Raw genomic sequence first — 17,658 nt, forward strand, 5'->3', positions numbered from 1 at the left:
GGCGCCTCGAGCACCTGCGCGGTATCGGGTTGGGGTTTAGGAACTTCGGCCACTACGTGCTGCGCTGTCTTCTCCACTCCGGGCAGCTATCAGCCCGGGTCAACGCACTCTAGAACCGGAAGAGCCGGTAATCGGCGGCACACTGCCCAAGCCTGCCCTCACGATCACCCGCGCCGCACAAGAGGGCCGCGAGGGCGAGGCTGCGGCAGAATCGGAGCGGCTCGAATCCTTGTGGGGATTGTTCGCCGAGTTTGGGGGCAGTCTGCGTGTGACCGCCGCGATCGCCGAGCACCTCGGTTGGGTGCAGCACGGGTGCCTGCCGTTGCCAATACAGGGCCTTGCCGAGGCTCAGCGCGCCCGTGTCGTGCAAGTGGTGGACGAGCTCGGTCTTGCCTGACCAGCTGAATCTCCCCATGCGTACGGGTGCCCGGGTGGGCGGCACCTCGTCAGCTAAATCCCAACAAAAAATCCCGGAACATCGAGTGAACGATGTCCCGGGACTTCACAGCTGTGCGCGAGAGGGGACTTGAACCCCTACGTCCGAAGACACTGGAACCTAAATCCAGCGCGTCTGCCAATTCCGCCACTCGCGCGGGCGAACCCAGCATACAAGACCCTGACCTTGGTCAGTGGGGCTCGAGGTGGGTTCGCGGGATTGGGGCGAGGTGCCGAGGTGGCTTGCTGCCGAGGTGGGGAAGCGGTTCGGGTGTTGTCGGCTGGTCAGTTGATGTCGAGTTCGCGGCGCAGGCGCTCCACGTGGCCCTTGGCGCGCACGTTGTACTGGGCGACCTTCACAACACCTTCTTCATCCAACACGATCGTGGAGCGGATCACGCCCTGGACGATCTTGCCGTAGTTCTTCTTTTCACCGAACGCACCCCATTCAGTCATAACCTGCTTGTCCGGGTCAGACAGCAGCTGGAAGTTCAGGCCTTCCTTTTCCACAAACTGGGCGAGCTTTTCCGGTTTGTCCGGTGAAACGCCCAACACGGTGTAGCCGGCAGACTTCAGCGATGACAGGCTGTCACGGAAATCGCATGCCTGCGTGGTGCAGCCGGGTGTCATGGCGCGCGGGTAGAAGTAGACGATGACGGGCTTGCCGCGCAGGTCAGACAGGGTGACGTCCTCACCCGTGTGATCAGTCAGAGTGAAATCTGGGGCGGTGTCGCCGATCTCCAGGCGGGTCATTGCATTCCCTTCGTTAGGAGGCCTTGTTCTGCGTCTCATTCTGCCACCTGCCTTGCCACCTGCCGCCTGGTGTCAGCCGGTCACGGTAAGCTCGGGGGAGTAAGCAGACTTCCGAAGAAAAGGAATGCGCGTGAGCAACGTCTACACCTCGGACATCACTGTCGACAACGCTTCGAAGGCACAGCTCGAAGAATCCATCCGCCTGCGCGAACAGCGCCTGGCTGCCAACATCGACACCCTCATCGGCGAAGTCCACCCCAAGGCCATTGCCGCTCGCGCAACCGGCCGGGTCAAGGGAGCTGCCGTCAACTCGGACGGTTCAGTCCGCGCTGACACCGCCGCACTCGTCGGCGGCCTTGTTCTCAGCGCTGCAGCGATCGTGGCTCTGGGCATTGTGCGCAGCCAGCGCAAGTACTGATCAGGCACTGATCGGCAAGTATTCGCTGTATGTCTGAAGCGTCGCGTACTCGGCCGGCGGCAGAAACCGCCGGCGAGCTTCCCATCCGCATGCTCCACGACCGTCTGCTGGTGCAGCCGGACAAAGAGGCGGGAGAGCGCAAGTCCTCTGCTGGCATTGTCATCCCCGCAACTGCGGCCATGGGCAAGCGGCTGGCATGGGGCACGGTGGTGGCCACCGGCCCGAATGTGCGCCAGGTCAGCCTGCACGACACAATCCTGTTCGACCCAGAAGACCGCGCCGAGGTCGAACTCGACGGATCCCTGTACACGCTTCTGCGTGAACGCGATATCCACGCGATCTCGCAGACCGCGGGCGAGGGCAGCACCGGCCTGTACCTGTAGCCGCTAGGGCGGCTGCTGGTTTGGCGTCGGGGCTGCCCTCCCTGATCGCACGAGGCGCCGCTCAGCTCGGTCTTGTGCGGTTGGTCACAAAGGCCGGATTTGGGTTGATTTCGATTTCCCACCGCCGCAGGAAGCGTGTATAGTAGTTTCTCGTTGCGCACCTCTAGCTCAATTGGTAGAGCAACTGACTCTTAATCAGTGGGTTCCGGGTTCGAGTCCCGGGGGGTGTACGAATCACCAAGACCGCCGTCCAGCATCGCTGGGCGGCGGTTTCTTTCGTTTGAGGCCTATGCGTTCCCGCCTCATCGATCGTTGCGAGGGGCTGTATTTCATGCGCAGGGTTGACTGGTCGACTGCGGCACGACTATTGTGGTCGTATCAACCTCAGCCGTTGACCCTCCACCGATAAGGAGAGTGCCGACGACTGAGGTTTTCGCGTATGCAGTGGAGGCCGCAAATGCACAGGGCGAGAGATTACAGAATGCCGCTTCGTGAAATCACGACAGCTGCGCTTGTCGACGGAGGCTTCTACCGTAAGCGAGCAGCCGCCCTGCTCGAAATACTGATACCGTAACTACCTCACCGCACCGCTCCTGCAACAAAGGCACTGGCCTGCAGGTGCGTAATGCTCGAGAGAACAGTAACCCCACAGAGCGCAGGGTGTGGGGTTGCTTTTGTTTACGGAAACGAGGGGCAGCTAAGTCCCTACTGTGGGGAGGGCGGTCCGATGTCAGAGTTTGATGACGTCAATAGGTACCTCGAGTCGATGTATCGCGTCTTTTATTCGCTGCTTGCGATTGCTGACGAATCACGTGGACGTGAGCCCAGGCGAGTTTATACGCCGTTCGAACAAGAGCCGTCTCTATTCTTTGACGATGCTTATAGTGCAGTTGTCGATGCTGGCGTGATTATTGAAGATGACGAACTGCTGGCAGAAGCAGTAGCGATCGGGAACGAGTTCCTTGAGGTGCTTGAGGAAGAAGGTACCGAGGAAGACAGGTTCAACTTCAGCTATTACTTCGACCCGTTTGTTGAGTTGCACCGAAAAGCAGGCAAACTCGTCTAACCATTACCAATAACTGCAAACGTACAAGCGGTGGAGCAGACGGTCGTTGACATTCACCGCGCGACAATGATCGTAGAAGGCCCGAAGCCAGGCGTAAAAGAATTCTTTAGGAGACACCAGTCTGGCGGCATGAAGGTAAACTTGTTGACTCGAGATCGTGGGCTGACCGAAGTATCGGAGGGGTGAACAATGTCTTACGTTGCACTCATAGAGGTCGATATGCCAGTCGGCAAATTCTGGGATCAGATCAGAACCAACCAGCGAGTTCAGCCTGTCCGCGAAGAACGCGACTCATGTACCGCGAAGCTGAATACAGGTGAATACTTCACAGTCGTCAAGGACGATTCCAATGAAGTGGCAGTCGTCGTAAACCTTCCGTATGACGGCGAAGACGAGGAACTCTACTTGCGTCGTCTTACCGAAAACACATTGAAGGTATTCGAGATGATCGTCTCAACAATTGACGCGGATGCTGAAGCAAGCATCCCAGAATTCGATGAATTGATCGCTGAGCGGAAGCAACCATCGCGGGCCGCGCTCTGATCGCATAGATAATTTTTTAATCCTCTACAACAGATTCCCATGTGCAGCAGCTCTCATCGAAAGATGGGAGCTGCTGTTATTCCGCTTGGAGTTTTTGCATGCTTTTCAGTGCTGGACTGGGCGAGAAGTGACAAGCATCGAGGCCCTGTGGGTTAAGCAGTGGCTTCATTGACGAAAGGATGCAGTGCTTCATGACGACTTCTAAGCAGTGGGTGCTGGCCTCCCGCCCCACAGGCACACCGACCATGGACAACTTCCGCCTCGAAGAAGTTGAGCTTCCCGAGCTCTCCGACGGGCAGATCCTCGTAGAGAACAAGGTCAACACGGTTGACCCCTACATGCGCGGCCGGATGAACGACGTGAAGTCCTACATTCCGCCTTTCGAAATCGACAAGCCGATGACCGGTGGCGCTGTCGGTATCGTCCGCGAATCCCGCTCTGAGAAGTTCAAAGTGGGTGACGCCGTCAGCCACTCGTTGGGTTGGCAGGATGTCGCCGTCGTCGATGAGTCGTCCGCCAAGCCCGTCGATCTCGACATGGCGCCCGCGCACGCCTACCTGGGCATCCTCGGCCTGACCGGTCTGACCGCCTACGTTGGGCTGACCCGCATTGCCGAAATCAAGGAAGGCGATGTCGTTTTCGTTTCCGGCGCGGCAGGCGCAGTCGGCTCGGCTGTTGGTCAGTTCGCACACCAGCTCGGCGCATCGAAGGTGATCGGATCCGCGGGCACCGACGAAAAGGTCGAGCGGCTCAAGGAGCTCGGCTTCGATGCCGCCATCAACTACCGCGAAGGCAATCTTTCCGCGCAGCTCAAAGAAGCCGCGCCCGAAGGCATCGACCTGTACTTCGACAACGTCGGCGGAGAACACCTCGAAGCAGCCATTGCCCGCATGAACGAGTTCGGCCGCGTCGCCATGTGCGGCGCAATCGCTCAGTACAACGACACCGAGAAACCTTCAGGCCCGCGCAACCTCGCACTGGCCATCGGCAAGTGCCTCACTCTGCGTGGATTCGTACTCGGCAAGTATCTGGACGCCGCCCCTGAATTCCAGGAGCGCATGGCTCCGCTTGTCCTCAAGGGTGACATCAAATACGACGTGACCACCCGCCACGGCATCGAAGCCATGCCTGAGGCATTCCTCGAGCTGTTCACCGGCGGCAACACCGGCAAGATGGTCGTTGAGATGTGACCACTGGGATTCGCAGACCGTGGTGAGCTTCGCCACGTAAGCGGTGAGCGTCCCGCCTTGTTGGCAGGACGCTCTTTGCTTGATCAGTCGGAAACGACCTGCGTATTCCCTCCTTTGGTGAACCTCACCGTGCCCAAGGGCGGCAGGTTCCACCCATGAAGGATGTGGCTTAGCGCTCGGCTGGGCGACTGCGCATTCTGCAGACGCTGAAGCCAGGGCCGCCAGGCATCCGCATTGAGCCGAAAATCCGGATAAGGATCGCCGAACCACTGTTTAAAAAGATGGCCGTGCAGGGTTTCCCGCAATTCGCCCTGCTTCCGCGCACTCGTCAGCAGCTCAGCGAGTAAGAAGTACTGGATCGGGCTGAACCCGGCATTGTGCAGTTCTGCGGCCGTGTCCTTCCAGGATTGAGGGACGCGCGTACCGCCTTTGACGACGCTGCCTGCAATGAAATTCATGATGGTCGCCCCTGGGAACGCAGGGCAATGGTCGAGCATGTAGCGAGACCACAGAGGGCGATCAGCTTCAGGGACTTCGCCCCAACCATCCGTTGGGTCGACGTCGTCAGATGTCCCTGTACCGGTGTTGCCACGGTGAGTAGACATGGGAATGTTCCTTACCGGATCCCGTGCGTCTGTGCGACGGGATCCATCGACTTGCATGAACGTTTGCTCATGCCGGTTCTTCCCCTGGGGCACCCCGCTCGATGGAGAGGGTTGCCGTGCAGCCAGCCAGGTACTGAAAGCTGCAACTCTTGAACCTGCTGACAACATACTGGAACTGGAGAAACTTCGGGCGGAAGCGGTAACAAATCGTCATATTTGCATACGCGTCCCAACCTCTCTGTTTGCGGCTAGAATCACGCTCAAACACACGCCGCAAAGTGAAGCAGGGAACCAACCGGAGGCAACCCTATGCAGAACCTGCAGCCGAAACTCACCAGAGCACTGGCCATCAGCCTGGCTCTGATCATGGGACTTGTTCTTGCCGGATGTGGGGGAGTCGCCGCCGGAAAGGCGGACATCAATCTCGACATTGACGAAGATTTGCTTGTCAGCGGCACCTACCAGATGGGTGTTGACCTTGTTCGTCTTGAAAAAGAAAAGTCGATTTTCACATCTGTGCTGAGTGAGAGCGAACTCGATCAACGCGCTGATGGGCTGGTCAGCGACTTACAGAACAGTATCCCGGAAGGGGCGACCGTCGAGAAAGTCAAAACTGGTTCGGAAATCGCGATCATGATCACTCTCGACAAGGTTGTGGCCGAGGACTTCGACATCGACGGTGTGCCTGGTCCCGACATCATGCTGGAAAAAGACGGCGGCGTGATCTCGATGAGTATGGAAAATCCGGTTTCGGCTACGGTTCTGGGAAATCTGGGATTCCCTGTGGACCCGTCAGAAACGGTTACTCAAGCACAGCTGACGCTGGCCTTTCCCGGCGACATTATTGATGCCGAAGGCGGTCGCGTCAACGGCAACACCGTGACCTACGACCTTCGCTCTTACGGGCAGAACACTATCGTTGTCAATGCGGAAGCACCCAGCTTCCCGTGGCTGCTCGTATTCGTCATCATCGGCGTGGTGCTGCTGCTGATCATCGGTGCCGTCGTCATCTTCCTGCTCCTCAAAAAGAAGAACGCTGGGCAGCCTTCCGCGCCAGTAGTCAGCGGCCAGTATCCCTATGACGGGCAGACTTCTGCCTATCCGGGATCCGGGCCTTACACGGGCCAGGTGCAGACTCAGGGGTATCCGGGGCAGCCGCCTCAGGGTTCGGGATCGGTGCCGACGTACCCTCCGCAGGGCTCAGGTCCGATGCCACCGCAAGGGGCAGGCCCGGTGCCGCCTCAACCTTGGCAGAGTCCGCCTCAGGGTTCGGGACCGGTGCCGCCTCAACCTCCGCAACCGCCGCAGGCATAAGCCGTCACACCTGTCGAGGCTGCCAACCTCACCCACAAAAAATTCCCGGGCGCCATATGAACGGTGCCCGGGAATTGACTGGGGTGGCTAACGGGACTTGAACCCGCGACCCCCGCGACCACAACGCGGTGCTCTACCAGCTGAGCTATAGCCACCATCACTGCCGCTTGGACAGCATTGACAATGGTAAGCCACGCTCGGCCGTAAGGCCAAATCGGCTCATGTTTCACTCCGTCGAGCCCAACAGGCGCCTGGCTGAACCCCTGCATTCACACAGCGAACAGTCACGTTCTCACCAGCAGATAAACGAGCCATAACGTTTTCCGTGCAAACTGGGAACTGCAATATGCGCGGCGTAAAATCACTCAGGTGAAACAGCGGGCCACCCACCCGCTGGCAGGTTGGAACCAATCCCCTTTTGACTCCCCAGTAGAAAGCCCGAGGATGAAGCACGCTGACGTCAGCTTTGCTGAGGACAGAACTGTCCTGCTGACGATCGACGGCGCCTCGGAACAGTGCCGCGACCTCGGCGCAGCACTTGCGGCCGTCCGCGACGAAGCGGCAATCGACGATCACCCCATATTCGTGCAGATCACCGACGGTGATTCTTCACATTCCGTGGTCATCGCGGCTGATGGAACAGTGGCAACAAGCGAACTTCCCATAATCCAGCCGCAGAACGCAGTAGAGAACAGAGAAGACCGCACTGTCGAAAGCGCGCAAGAATCAAAAGCTCCCGACCAGGGGAGCGGGCTGGAAAATCAGGCGGACACCTCGGCACCCTTCACAGAATCAGCCGTGCCATACGCCTCGGCTGCGGGATCCCCGGAGGGTGATTCCGCACCCCGGCCAGCAAGGGCAGACGGGCCGGTGGAGGAGCCTGGTGGCACCTCGGAAGAAAACGGCACAAGGCGAGCCGCAAGGCGCCACCGCACCCGGCAGGGCAACGGATCACTGCTGACCCGGCTGCTCTCTGACGAACCAAAACCAACAAGGACCGCACACGAAGACCGCCGCAAACGCAGGCCATCCATGCTGGTGCCGTCAATCGTGTTGGCTGTCATGCTGATCGTGGTCATCGTTCTGTGGGTCATCCCATCATTCGTCGGCGCACCCGACGGCGGGCTGGAAGAAACCTCAGCAAATGTCTCCGGTGGAGCCGAACAGCCCAAACTGAGCCTCAAAAAATCAGACAGCGTCGTTCCCGGATTCAAGAATGAACCTGCGTGGGAACTCCCTGTCGACCCTGCGGCATCAGTCAGTGCATCCGAACGCGGAATCGTCGTAGTCAAAAACCAAACCGTCGACATCTACGACCCGGCAACCGGCCGCAAACGCACAAACATCACCATGGACGGCGACATCCAGATTGCCGCCGACACCAAAATCAACAACCGCCCAGCCCTCCTGCTGCGCTCAGGTGATACCGCAGAAGTCCTCTTCGACGGTGAAGACAAAACCCACAAGTACGAACTTCCCAAGAACGCCGAAATCTCGCTGGCCGGAACATCACCCATGATCGTTGCTGACGACAAGCTCTACCACTTCCACGATGACAAAGTGCACCCCGTTGTGGGCATCGAATCCGGCTTCACCCCCATGGGGCTCGACGGTCGGAAAATCATCACCGCCGCCTTCGACGGCGACGTCGCAGTATCCGACACCGACACTGGCCTGACGGAGAAGTTCTCACTCGAAAAACCCGGCCGAAACCTGGTCATCCTCAAATGGGTGACAGCCGGACACGGCAAAATCGTCACCGTGTGGGGCGAAAGCGGGACCGAACTCGAATCCGACGCCTCTGTGCAGGTCGTAGTCAGCGACACCAGCCAAGGCAAGATCGTGTCAACGGTCGAAGCTCAGGCGAACCGAATCTCCGAAGCCAAATGGGAACGGGGGCAGGGCTTCCACCTGGCAGTATTCGGTCCCTACCTCTTCGACATGAAGACCGGCCTGCTGGTACGTGACGAGGCAGGCGAAAATGTGCGCTTCGGGGAACCCCGCGGCACATACACGCCCGCAGTGGTCGAAGGCAGCCCCGCAATCGTCGCAGGTGACGCCGCCTACGAAACCAGCAACAACCTCATGGCCGTCGATTCGGACGGCGAATACGCGGTCGTCCGCAGCGAATCCGATACAATCAGAGGCTACGCACAAGCACACGAAGGGTAATAACGGGCGTTGCGCCGTACTTCGGTCAGACGTTCCGAGCGGCTGAGCATGCATATTTGAGCACGTACAACGCTGATGCACACACCGGAAGGCAGCATGAGAATCACGTTCAAGCGCCCGGCGATAGCCGTCGCGCTGTGCTGTTTTGCCGCCACCGGCCTGCTGTTCACAATCGCCATCCCGGCAGCCTCGCAGCCGGAAAACGATCCCACCGCGACTTCAACAGCCTCAGACACCCCGTACGAACCCACTGATCCTGACGGCAACGACGGTGGGAGCGAACCTGCACAGTCGTCTGAGCCCACCGATGCGCTGCACACTTCACCCACGGGCGGGCCAAGCGGCAAACCGTCACAGGGCTCGACGACGCAGCCGACTGGCGAACCTACTGACCGACCCACTGGCGATCCGAGCGACGAACCGACCGGTACTCCTACTCCGACGGACACGCCAACCGAAAAGCCGAAGCCCACGTCGAAACCCACTCAGAAGCCAACTGAGAAACCAGACCCGGAGCAGCCGGACGAACCCGAGGATCCTCCAGCCGACAACCCCCGTCTGCCGAATACAGGTCCCCAGGACAGCACGCCGCTGCCTCCCGACGGTCGCGTCAACAGTGACGGCTCCGGTCGGCAGGGCGGCTATCCGGACACCGGCAACGGCGGCACGAACTGGGTTCCGCAGAGCCCGGGTGCAGGTTCTGGCGGCTATGCCGAACAGAACCGCGGTGCGGTCAACGACCCCGTTCCCACCCCCGAAGCTGAACAGGCCGAGTCCTCCGAAGACGGCAGCCGCAACTCCGCGCTGAAAGGCAGCCAGGCTGGCGTGGACAATGCTGAAGCTCGCAGCAGTAGCCTGCTGTGGGGTGGCCTGACAATCCTCGTGGGCTTGGCTGTCATTGTGGCGGCGTGGCTGTTCCTGCGCCGCTCACAGAAAGACCAGAAGCAGCGCGGCTGAGTGCGGCATCTGCCGCGCAATTACGAGGTGGAGCACCAAATCCCGGGGTCTCGGCACCCGGGAGCCCCGGCACATCGGCACCGGATCTTCAGAACAGCGGGCGGTCTGGCGTGTGCCCCTCAAGTTCCAACAGCATCCGCTTGCGCTCAAGCCCGCCGGCATAGCCGACCAAACCGCCGTCGGCGCCCATCACCCTGTGACACGGCACGATGATGCTGATGGGATTGTGCCCCACAGCGCCGCCAACAGCCTGTGCCATGCCCGGTTTGCCCAGCCGCCGGGCAATCTGCCCGTACGTGGTCAGTTCGCCAAACGGAATGTCCAGCAGCAGCTGCCAAATGCGCTTCTGACTGTCGGTGCCGTGCAGGGCAATAGGAACATCGAAAGTCTGCCGCTGCCCGGCAAAGTACTCACGCAGCTGCTCAAGTGCCAGTCCGATGACCGGATCACCAGCTGCCGAGGCGGAGCTGAGCTCCCGCCCGAAAACTTCCGGTTCGGGACTGTGCTTGATGGGCACGTGATAGACGCCCACCAGCTGATCGTCGTGCGCGATGACAACGGTGGGTCCCGTCGGCAGAATCACATGGGCGTGACGGGCTGAGCACATAGGGTCAGCGGCCGTCGTTTTCTATGTCCATGCGCTGCAGGCTGATCTGACGTGCCGAAGGTTCGACGTTCGACTTCACAACCGTCTTTTCGGTGACCTCGAAGTTTTCGCGATATTTGCCGAACAGCAGCCGGCCTTGAGAGACGAGCGCTGTTGAGGAATTGAAGATCATGAGCGTAAAGGGGAACAACAGCCACTGAGCAAGCATCGACACTGAGCGCAGTCGTGAATAGCGCACAGGCCTGGGTGGGAGCAGGTTCACGAACACCAGCAGCGATGTGAGCAGCATGATCATGGCCACCTGCTGGATGGCGCCGACCAAAAACGGCATGTTGCTGGTGAATTCCGGTGCGTTTTCGCCGGTGGCACGCAGAACCAGGAACGGCACCCAACCGCCTACGGCGATGATGAGTGAAACACTGGCAAGCGTGACGTGGCTTTCCAACAGCAGGATGAACTGACACAGCGTGCGGAAGAACTTGGGCTTCGAATTGGCCCAGCCTTTAACGGCGTACGGAACGTCAGATGCTCCGTAGGACCAGCGGGACAGCTGTTTGAACTGCGCTTTGATCGACTGGCCCAGGTTCCCCGCCAACACCGCGTCCTGATAAATGGGCACGTGCACCGGGATCACCCGGTAGTTGCCATCGAAATGGAAGTACGACCGCCAGAACTGGTGGCCGTCTTCGACGATGGTGCGCGTGGACCAGAAGTCCATGTCGATAAGGGCATCGAGCGGCTGCGAATGTGATGCGAAGTTCCGCAGCGAAAACGGCCGGACCGTCTGTGTGAGATTGAAGAAGCAGTTGGCCGATGCGATCACGCGGGTGACCGCGGGGGCATCCCAGATGTTCGACAGGTACAGCGCGATCGGCTGATAGGACGCCCGCTGACGGTCTTCCGCCCGAATGTATTCGTAGGCGACGTAGTCGAAGTAGCTTTCATACGGCTTGTTGTCACAGTCGAGAGTGGTGACCATGACTTCGGCAGGGTCGTAGCCGTTTTCTTCCGCCCACATGGCTGTGCGCCGGCCGGCGTAGGTGATGTTGCCGCCCTTACCGGTGATTTCACCGGGGATATCGCGGGGGTGTTCAACGAGTTCGTAGGTGCCGAACTTCGCGCCGTACTTTTCCTTCAGCCGCTGCGCTGTCAGCTGCATGTCCGGGCCACCGCGCTCTTCGTAGGCGAAGAAGATGTGCAGGTGATCCGCCGGTGTCGTTGTGTACAGCAGTCCGCGGATGGTGGGTTCGATGACTTCGTAGGGTTCGTTGTACGCCGCGATGATGACAGCGTGCTGCACCCGGGCGGGGTGCGGGTAGTTCTGCGGGTTCTTCCCAATTTGCCGCAGCAGCTGCCGATGCTGGGCTGCCCTGAATGATCCCGGCGGGGTCGGAGGCACTCGTTTGCCGTCCAAGACCAGCGCAATGTCCAGCAAGCGTGCATTCCAGTCCACGCGGGCAGCAAGGCGAAAACGCCGCAGCCCGCGCACAAGGTCAATCGCACCTCGCACACCGCGAATGAACATATAGGCGACGATCGCCAGCACCCACAGCGCACCCCACGTGGGGTTGATGAGCGACAGAATGACAACAGCAGCCAGGTTCCCGTAGCTGAAGAGCGCCGGGATCATTTCGAAGAAACGGTAGCGGGAGTCCCGCTTGCCCAGCGGGATTTCGTTTCCTTCGTCTGCCGATGTCAGGGGAGCGGCGGTGGTGCTCATGTTCAGCTGTCTGCCGAGGTGCCTGGGGACTGCGGCTGGTCACTTTCGGCTGAGTCGGTGGGGAAGTACTCGGAGGTGATCTCCGATGCGATCTTGGCCGAAGCTGTTGAATCCGGGGCGTCTGCCGTGAACACCGCACGACGGTAGTAGGCGAGTTCGGCAATGGAATCGAGAATGTCGCCAAGGGCCCGGTGGTTGCCTGTCTTGGCAGGAGCGGAATAGTACGACGACGGGAACCAGCGCTTGGCCAGTTCCTTAACCGAGCTGACGTCGATGATGCGGTAGTGCAGATAGTCGACGAGTTCCGGCATCTGCTGCTGCAGGAACATTTTGTCGGTGCCGACTGAATTGCCGCCCAGCGGCGCCTTGCCGGAAACCGGGACGTGCGAACGGATGTAGTCCAAGACGCGCTTCTGTGCGTCGGCAACCGTGGTGCCCTGGTCGAGTTCGTCGATCAGCCCGGATTCGCGGTGCATGTTCGTCACGAAGTCGTTCATGTTGTTCCGCGCGGCCTCAGACGGCTTGATGACGATGTCGATGCCGTCGTCAAGCGGTTTGAGGTCGAAGTCGGTGACAATCGCCGCGACTTCGATCAGTTCGTCCGTGCCGACCTCAAGGCCGGTCATTTCGCAGTCAATCCATACAATTCTGTCTACAGCCACGACGCCCATATTAGCGGTGCGGTCTGACACAGCCCGCTGAGCGTGAGCAGACCGCTGAGAGTCCGCCCAGAACTTGGCTTTGTCGGGTACGTAGAATGGGCAGTTGAACCGCAAGCTGATCGAAGGGGAGCGCGTGCGCTCAATTGCTGCAGTCGTGATGATCGTCCTGGGCGCTGTACTCGGCGTCGTCGGAGTTCTTCAGAAGACCGTGTGGGCACCGCCGGAAAACATTACGGCGACCACGCAGACTGATGAAAGCTCCGCCGCGGCCGTCATCGAGCCCGGAGTTCTCAACCTCTACCCCGGTGGAGCCCAGGTAACCGTTAAGGGCACCGGCGACATCACCGTTGCCCACGCTTCGAAGCCCAACGTCGAAGCGTGGCTCGGCGAAGCCTCCTACCTCGACATCACGGGGCTGAAAACCCAGGAAGAGCTGCGCACAGAAAAGGTTGCCGGCGAAGAAGACAGCGTGCCCAACCCCGCGGGAGCAGACCTGTGGGAAGACTCCACAACCGAACCCGAACAGGTGACCTTCACGTGGGACGAACCGGCTGGCGACACCTCGTTCTTGATCGGCAGCAGCGAAAAGACTGACCTGCAGGTCTCGGTTACGTGGCAGAACGACGCCACCAACGCGTGGTCGACCCCGCTGATCGTCATCGGACTCATCCTCATTGTTCTGGGCATCCTGCTGTTCATTTCCGGCACCAAAGCGAAGAAGCGCGAAAAAGAACGCGAGGAAGCGCGCCGTGAGCGCCGCCGCCGTCTGGCCCAGATGGGTTCGGCGTTTGCGATCGTTCCCGGCCTGGCGCTCGCAGGCTGTGGTGCACCCGAACTGCCCGAACCGCAGCCGTTGGAAACTCCCACCGCGCCGGCTGCCTCCGTCACCGACGAACAGCTTGAACGTGTGCTGGAGGACATCCACACGACTATCAAGGAAGCCGACGACAAACTCGACACGAAGAAACTCGGCGAACGTGCCGACGGCAGCTTCCACCAGCAGCGCGAAGGCGCCTACAAGATCAAGAAGAAGGATAAGAAGGCCAAGCTTCCGGCCGCCCCAGCCTTTGACGATGTCAAGGTGAACTTCACCTCGGCAACCGACTCCTGGCCGCGGATCACATCGGCAGTGGTGAGCGGAAACGACCAAACCCAGCTGGTCATGCTCAGCCAGCAGGACCCCCGCAGTCCCTACCGCCTGTGGGCGCTGACCGTGCTCCTGCCCGGCGCTGAATTCCCCGAAGTCGAAGATGCGCGCGTCGGTTCGGGCCTCCTGGCGGCCGATCAGGACGGCCTGGTCATGACGCCCAAGCAGACCGTCGAAAACTACGCTGAAAAACTCCAGAAGCCCAACAAGGCCAAGCGCAAGGGCGACTTCGAAGACGACGCGTTCGCCAAACAGGAAAACGACACGTTCAAGAAGATCAAGAAGGAAATCGAAAAGGGCAACGGCTCGGCCAAGGTTGAGTACAGCCCCGGCAAGCAGATCGCAGCCCAGTCGACCACCGACGGATCGGCCATCGTGATCGGCTCGGCAGTGCAGACTCTTTCCCTGTCACCCGAAACGCGCGAGGGCCAAACCGGCGAACTCACAGTGCCCAACCCGCAGGCCAAGGTCGTCGGCGAAAGCAAAACCCAGCGCACACTGCAGACCGAATACACACAGGTCTACGCATTCGTCGTGCCCAAGAAGGGCGAAGGCAAGGTGCGCCTGATCGGCGTTTCAACCGCCATGTCCGACGCCAAACTCAGCGGCAACAACTGACGAGGAGAACATGACTATTCCCCAGCAGCCCGAACACCCCGGACACGGCCAGCAGGCAGGAGGCCCGCAGGCCGGCCAGCCGAACCAGCCCGGCCAGCCGGGAGCCCAGGAAGGCCTGGACCTTTCAGCGGTTCGCGGACACGGCGCCTCGGCAGCTTCGGCACCGGGCGGTGCGGCACAATCAAGCGAGGCACCCGGCCCCAACCAGGTCGAAGTTCCCGCACTCGCCTTCGAAGTGAACGAGCAGACCTTTGAATCGGCCGCCCGACTGTCGATGGAACTGCCCGTGGTGCTCGTGCTGTACTCCGGCCAGCAGCCCGAAAGCCAGAAGATCCTGCCCGTCATGCAGAAGGTCATTGAAGACCAGGCTGGTCGTGCAGTGCTGGGACTCGTGGACGTTGCCACCAGCCCCGCCATCCAGCAGGCATTCCAGGTGCAGGCCCTGCCGACGGTCGTCGCCGTCATCAAGGGCCAGCCCGTTCCGCTGTTCCAGGGCATGCAGCCCGAAGCGCAGATCCGCCAGCTGTTCGACCAGATCGCACAGGCGGCAAGCCAGGCTGGGCTGCACAAAACCGCGTGGGTCAAAGGCGCTCCCGGGCAGCAGGGTCCCCGCCACCCCGAAGCGCTCGAAGCACTGGAAGCCGGCGACCTCGACCGTGCCGAACAGGTGTACAAGAACGCGCTGGCCGAATCGCCGGCAGATGACGAAGCGAAAGCCGGCATCGCCCGCGTCGGTCTGCTGCGCCGCACCCGAGACAAAGACCTCGCCGCCGTGCGACAGGCCGCAGCTGACAACCCATCGTCCGTTGACGCGGCGATTGACTGCGCTGACCTCGACGTAGCAGGCGGACACGTAGAAGACGCATTCACACGACTGATCACGCTCATTGGAACCACCGCGGGCGACGACCGCGAAAAACTCCGCGTGCACCTGCTGGACCTGTTCGACGCCGTCGGCGCTGAAGACGCACGCGTCGTCAAAGCCCGCGGCCGTCTGATGCGCGCACTGTTCTGATGACACGGCTTCTGAGCGCCGGACTGCTGGCGCTGGTTGGAGTTCTCGGCTTGGTGCTGGTGACATCAGCACTGTCCGTTGTCGGCTTTGACGGGCAGGCCCGCACCGAGGCGATGACCGCTGACGAACGCAGCCAGGCAGTCATGATCGACCAGCAGCTGATTCCCGTGACCAATGCTGTGGCGGAGGTCAGCGTCGAATCCGACAGTCCCGTGTTCATCGGAACCGCCAACGGGGTTGACGCTCGCAGCTACCTGTCGGGCACCGCGCACGACGAAGCCACCAAGATCAAACTGCCGGGCGAAATCGAGCGCAGGTTCGTAGCCGGGGGAGACTCCCTTCCGACTGATCCCGAAAGCCGCGACTGGTGGATTGCACAGGAAACCGGGACATCGCCGAAGGTGCGGCTTGGCCTCGACAGCAACCCGCAGATGGTCGTTGTTGCCGCACCTGAAGGTGACCTCGCTGACGCCAAAATCACCGTCACGGTTGACACGCCCGGTGTTGTTCCTCTGGCACTCATCGGCCTGGCTTTCACAGTGCTGGCCTTCGCGGCTGCAGTGTGGCTTTTCCTGTCCTGGAAGCACGACCAGCCGAAGGTCGCGGTGGGCCGCCGTCGCGGTGCGGGTGAACAAGATGCCGAGGTGCCCGGCACCCGGGTGCCAGAAGGCGAGGAGCCGGGCGGCACCTCGGCAGCAGATGGGGAGCCGGACGCTCAGGTGCCAGAAGGCGAGAAGCCGGGTGGCGCCTCGGCAGATGTGAAGAAGACAGCGGAGGGAGCCCGATGAAGCGCGCACTCAGCCTGATGACGGCAGCCTTTGCGGGACTGGGGCTGCTGAGCGCGTGTGCCGGCGCGCCGCCGATTGCCCGGCCCGCGGTTCCGCAGTCGAGCGAATACGCGAAGGCGCCGCTGCGTGCCGGCGATGGTTCGGCATTCATCACCGACTACACGAAGAAACTGCAGAAAGCGCTTGCTGATGACGGCAAAGGTCTGGATGAAATTCAGGGCGGACCGATGCTCGACCGCACAAAAGCTGAAGTTCTCGTAGCGAAAGCCGAAAAGAAGAAACTCGGCACGGTCGGCTTCGACAAGGTGGTTGCAGGCGGGCCGAAGCAGTCGGAGTATCCGCTGTGGTTCTTTGCCTTCGCCAATGCTGACGATGCCGAATCCGGCACACAGGCTCTCCTGGTGACGCGTGAAGATGCCAACAGCGAATGGACAGTGCAGCAGGGACTTTTCATCGACCCCGAGCGTGTGCCGAACCTCGCACTGGAAGACGGCCAGGTTGCTGAGGCAGGCAAACAGTACGCCGTCGATTTCGGCAAGACCGTCACCGCGGTCAAGGACTACCTCAGCGGTGCGGGCAAATCCGGCGGCGGCGATTCGCTGGATGACTTTGACCCCAGCGGCGACGGCTTCAAGGGCTACCGCGACTACGTTGACGAGTACGCGAAAGACACCAAATCGTTCAAGCGCGTTGAATCACGCTGCCAGCCGTACACGGAAATCGACTTCGAAAAGTACGCGGTGAAAGCTGAGGGCGGCGGTGCTGTTTCGATGGCGGAAATGCGGTGCACCATCACACTCGAGGTGCCTGACGACTTCAACTTCACACTCCCCAAACAGGTTTCCGCCATCACCACGGGGAAGAAGAACGGCAACCGCGTAGAAATCGAAGCGTCAATCCCGTTCCTCATTGAAACCAGCAAGGGCAAGACCAAGCTCACCAGCCCCGACTGGTTCCCACTGTCCGGCAAACAGAGCTCAGCAAAGGGCGGGGGTAAGGGCAAGGACGAAGGCAAGAGCAAGGACTCCGGCGACTGAGCCGCGCCGCTGGCCTGGGTTGGCTCGGGCTGGTTTTGGCGGTCGGGGCGCGCCCTTGAAGCTGGTTACCACCGGGTAGCAACAAAAACTCCCGTTAGCAGTTACGGCTAAAGCGCAGATTCCGGCTAAGGGGTGTCTCGGTGCGGCTAAGGCGTGGATTTGTTGCTAACGGGTGTTTTTGTTGGGGGATTGGCTGGCCGAGGTGCCGGCTGACTGGCCGAGGTCGCT

At 60.6% G+C, this 17,658-nt stretch carries 17 protein-coding genes, 3 tRNA genes and 1 riboswitch; of the genes, 13 read left to right on the forward strand and 7 right to left on the reverse strand.

Going from position 1 to position 17,658, the window contains the following annotated elements:
* Positions 1–511: 511 nt before the first annotated feature.
* Positions 512–593, reverse strand: a tRNA-Leu gene (locus Bravens_RS00300).
* Positions 594–720: 127 nt separating this feature from the next.
* Positions 721–1,188, reverse strand: a complete 468-nt coding sequence (bcp, locus tag Bravens_RS00305) for a thioredoxin-dependent thiol peroxidase (protein WP_062019317.1) — start codon at positions 1,186–1,188, stop codon at positions 721–723.
* 124 nt (positions 1,189–1,312) lie between these two features.
* Here bcp and Bravens_RS00310 point away from each other — a divergent pair, with 124 nt between their 5' ends.
* The 6 genes from Bravens_RS00310 (at position 1,313) to Bravens_RS00335 (ending at position 4,788) form a co-directional block, all read left to right on the forward strand.
* On the forward strand, positions 1,313–1,606 hold the full coding sequence (locus Bravens_RS00310; protein WP_231863960.1) for a DUF3618 domain-containing protein: 294 nt from the start codon (positions 1,313–1,315) through the stop codon (positions 1,604–1,606).
* A gap of 29 nt (positions 1,607–1,635) precedes the next feature.
* Complete coding sequence (locus tag Bravens_RS00315) at positions 1,636–1,989, forward strand: GroES family chaperonin (protein ID WP_062019319.1); 354 nt, start codon at positions 1,636–1,638, stop codon at positions 1,987–1,989.
* A gap of 157 nt (positions 1,990–2,146) precedes the next feature.
* Positions 2,147–2,219: transfer RNA gene (locus Bravens_RS00320), tRNA-Lys, on the forward strand.
* A gap of 497 nt (positions 2,220–2,716) precedes the next feature.
* Entirely contained in the window at positions 2,717–3,055 is a 339-nt protein-coding gene (locus Bravens_RS00325) for a hypothetical protein (RefSeq protein ID WP_062019321.1), read from the forward strand.
* Positions 3,056–3,244: 189 nt separating this feature from the next.
* Complete coding sequence (locus Bravens_RS00330; RefSeq protein WP_157452666.1) at positions 3,245–3,598, forward strand: hypothetical protein; 354 nt, start codon at positions 3,245–3,247, stop codon at positions 3,596–3,598.
* A 191-nt stretch (positions 3,599–3,789) separates the two neighbouring features.
* Entirely contained in the window at positions 3,790–4,788 is a 999-nt protein-coding gene (locus tag Bravens_RS00335; protein WP_062019325.1) for an NADP-dependent oxidoreductase, read from the forward strand.
* 83 nt (positions 4,789–4,871) lie between these two features.
* Here Bravens_RS00335 and Bravens_RS00340 read toward each other — a convergent pair whose 3' ends face one another.
* Positions 4,872–5,393, reverse strand: a complete 522-nt coding sequence (locus Bravens_RS00340) for a hypothetical protein (RefSeq protein ID WP_244878085.1) — start codon at positions 5,391–5,393, stop codon at positions 4,872–4,874.
* A gap of 42 nt (positions 5,394–5,435) precedes the next feature.
* A riboswitch (SAM riboswitch) is annotated at positions 5,436–5,548 on the reverse strand.
* A gap of 154 nt (positions 5,549–5,702) precedes the next feature.
* Between Bravens_RS00340 and Bravens_RS00345 the strand changes: the two genes are divergently transcribed.
* The gene (locus tag Bravens_RS00345) at positions 5,703–6,707 is read left to right on the forward strand and encodes an LppM family (lipo)protein (protein ID WP_062019328.1); all 1,005 of its coding nucleotides are present in this window, start codon (positions 5,703–5,705) and stop codon (positions 6,705–6,707) included.
* Between the two features lie 79 nt (positions 6,708–6,786).
* Here the strand turns inward: Bravens_RS00345 and Bravens_RS00350 are convergent.
* A tRNA-His gene (locus Bravens_RS00350) sits at positions 6,787–6,862 on the reverse strand.
* A gap of 289 nt (positions 6,863–7,151) precedes the next feature.
* Between Bravens_RS00350 and Bravens_RS00355 the strand changes: the two genes are divergently transcribed.
* Together Bravens_RS00355 and Bravens_RS00360 are read left to right on the forward strand one after the other, a co-directional pair.
* The gene (locus Bravens_RS00355) at positions 7,152–8,879 is read left to right on the forward strand and encodes a hypothetical protein (protein WP_062019330.1); all 1,728 of its coding nucleotides are present in this window, start codon (positions 7,152–7,154) and stop codon (positions 8,877–8,879) included.
* Positions 8,880–8,975: 96 nt separating this feature from the next.
* Positions 8,976–9,836: a hypothetical protein gene (locus Bravens_RS00360; RefSeq protein ID WP_157452667.1), complete on the forward strand. Its 861-nt coding sequence runs from the start codon at positions 8,976–8,978 to the stop codon at positions 9,834–9,836.
* 88 nt (positions 9,837–9,924) lie between these two features.
* On the opposite strand, the gene Bravens_RS00365 is transcribed toward Bravens_RS00360, so the two are convergent.
* From Bravens_RS00365 to orn, 3 genes are read right to left on the reverse strand one after another with little or no spacing between them, the layout of a single operon-like run.
* Positions 9,925–10,419 carry a methylated-DNA--[protein]-cysteine S-methyltransferase gene (locus Bravens_RS00365; RefSeq protein WP_280512866.1) on the reverse strand — a complete coding sequence of 165 codons (495 nt, stop codon included), beginning with the start codon at positions 10,417–10,419 and terminating at the stop codon, positions 9,925–9,927.
* A 28-nt stretch (positions 10,420–10,447) separates the two neighbouring features.
* Complete coding sequence (locus Bravens_RS00370) at positions 10,448–12,163, reverse strand: glycosyltransferase family protein (RefSeq protein ID WP_062019337.1); 1,716 nt, start codon at positions 12,161–12,163, stop codon at positions 10,448–10,450.
* A 2-nt stretch (positions 12,164–12,165) separates the two neighbouring features.
* Positions 12,166–12,789 (reverse strand): oligoribonuclease, encoded by a 624-nt coding sequence (orn, locus tag Bravens_RS00375; protein WP_231864037.1) that lies wholly within the window; start codon positions 12,787–12,789, stop codon positions 12,166–12,168.
* A 139-nt stretch (positions 12,790–12,928) separates the two neighbouring features.
* Between orn and Bravens_RS00380 the strand changes: the two genes are divergently transcribed.
* From Bravens_RS00380 to Bravens_RS00395, 4 genes are read left to right on the forward strand one after another with little or no spacing between them, the layout of a single operon-like run.
* Positions 12,929–14,590 carry a DUF8094 domain-containing protein gene (locus Bravens_RS00380; protein ID WP_062019339.1) on the forward strand — a complete coding sequence of 554 codons (1,662 nt, stop codon included), beginning with the start codon at positions 12,929–12,931 and terminating at the stop codon, positions 14,588–14,590.
* Between the two features lie 10 nt (positions 14,591–14,600).
* A complete protein-coding gene (locus Bravens_RS00385) occupies positions 14,601–15,605 on the forward strand; it encodes a tetratricopeptide repeat protein (RefSeq protein ID WP_062019342.1) in 1,005 nt (334 codons plus the stop codon).
* Positions 15,605–16,393 (forward strand): hypothetical protein, encoded by a 789-nt coding sequence (locus Bravens_RS00390; protein WP_062019344.1) that lies wholly within the window; start codon positions 15,605–15,607, stop codon positions 16,391–16,393. Before Bravens_RS00385 ends, Bravens_RS00390 begins: the two co-directional genes overlap by 1 nt.
* Positions 16,390–17,430, forward strand: coding sequence for a DUF8094 domain-containing protein (locus Bravens_RS00395; protein WP_062019346.1), 1,041 nt, complete (start codon positions 16,390–16,392; stop codon positions 17,428–17,430). The genes Bravens_RS00390 and Bravens_RS00395 overlap by 4 nt, the downstream gene beginning before the upstream one ends.
* Positions 17,431–17,658: the final 228 nt, after the last annotated feature.

Origin of the sequence: Brevibacterium ravenspurgense (genome assembly GCF_001584615.1) — a bacterium.
Taxonomy (GTDB): domain Bacteria; phylum Actinomycetota; class Actinomycetes; order Actinomycetales; family Brevibacteriaceae; genus Brevibacterium; species Brevibacterium ravenspurgense.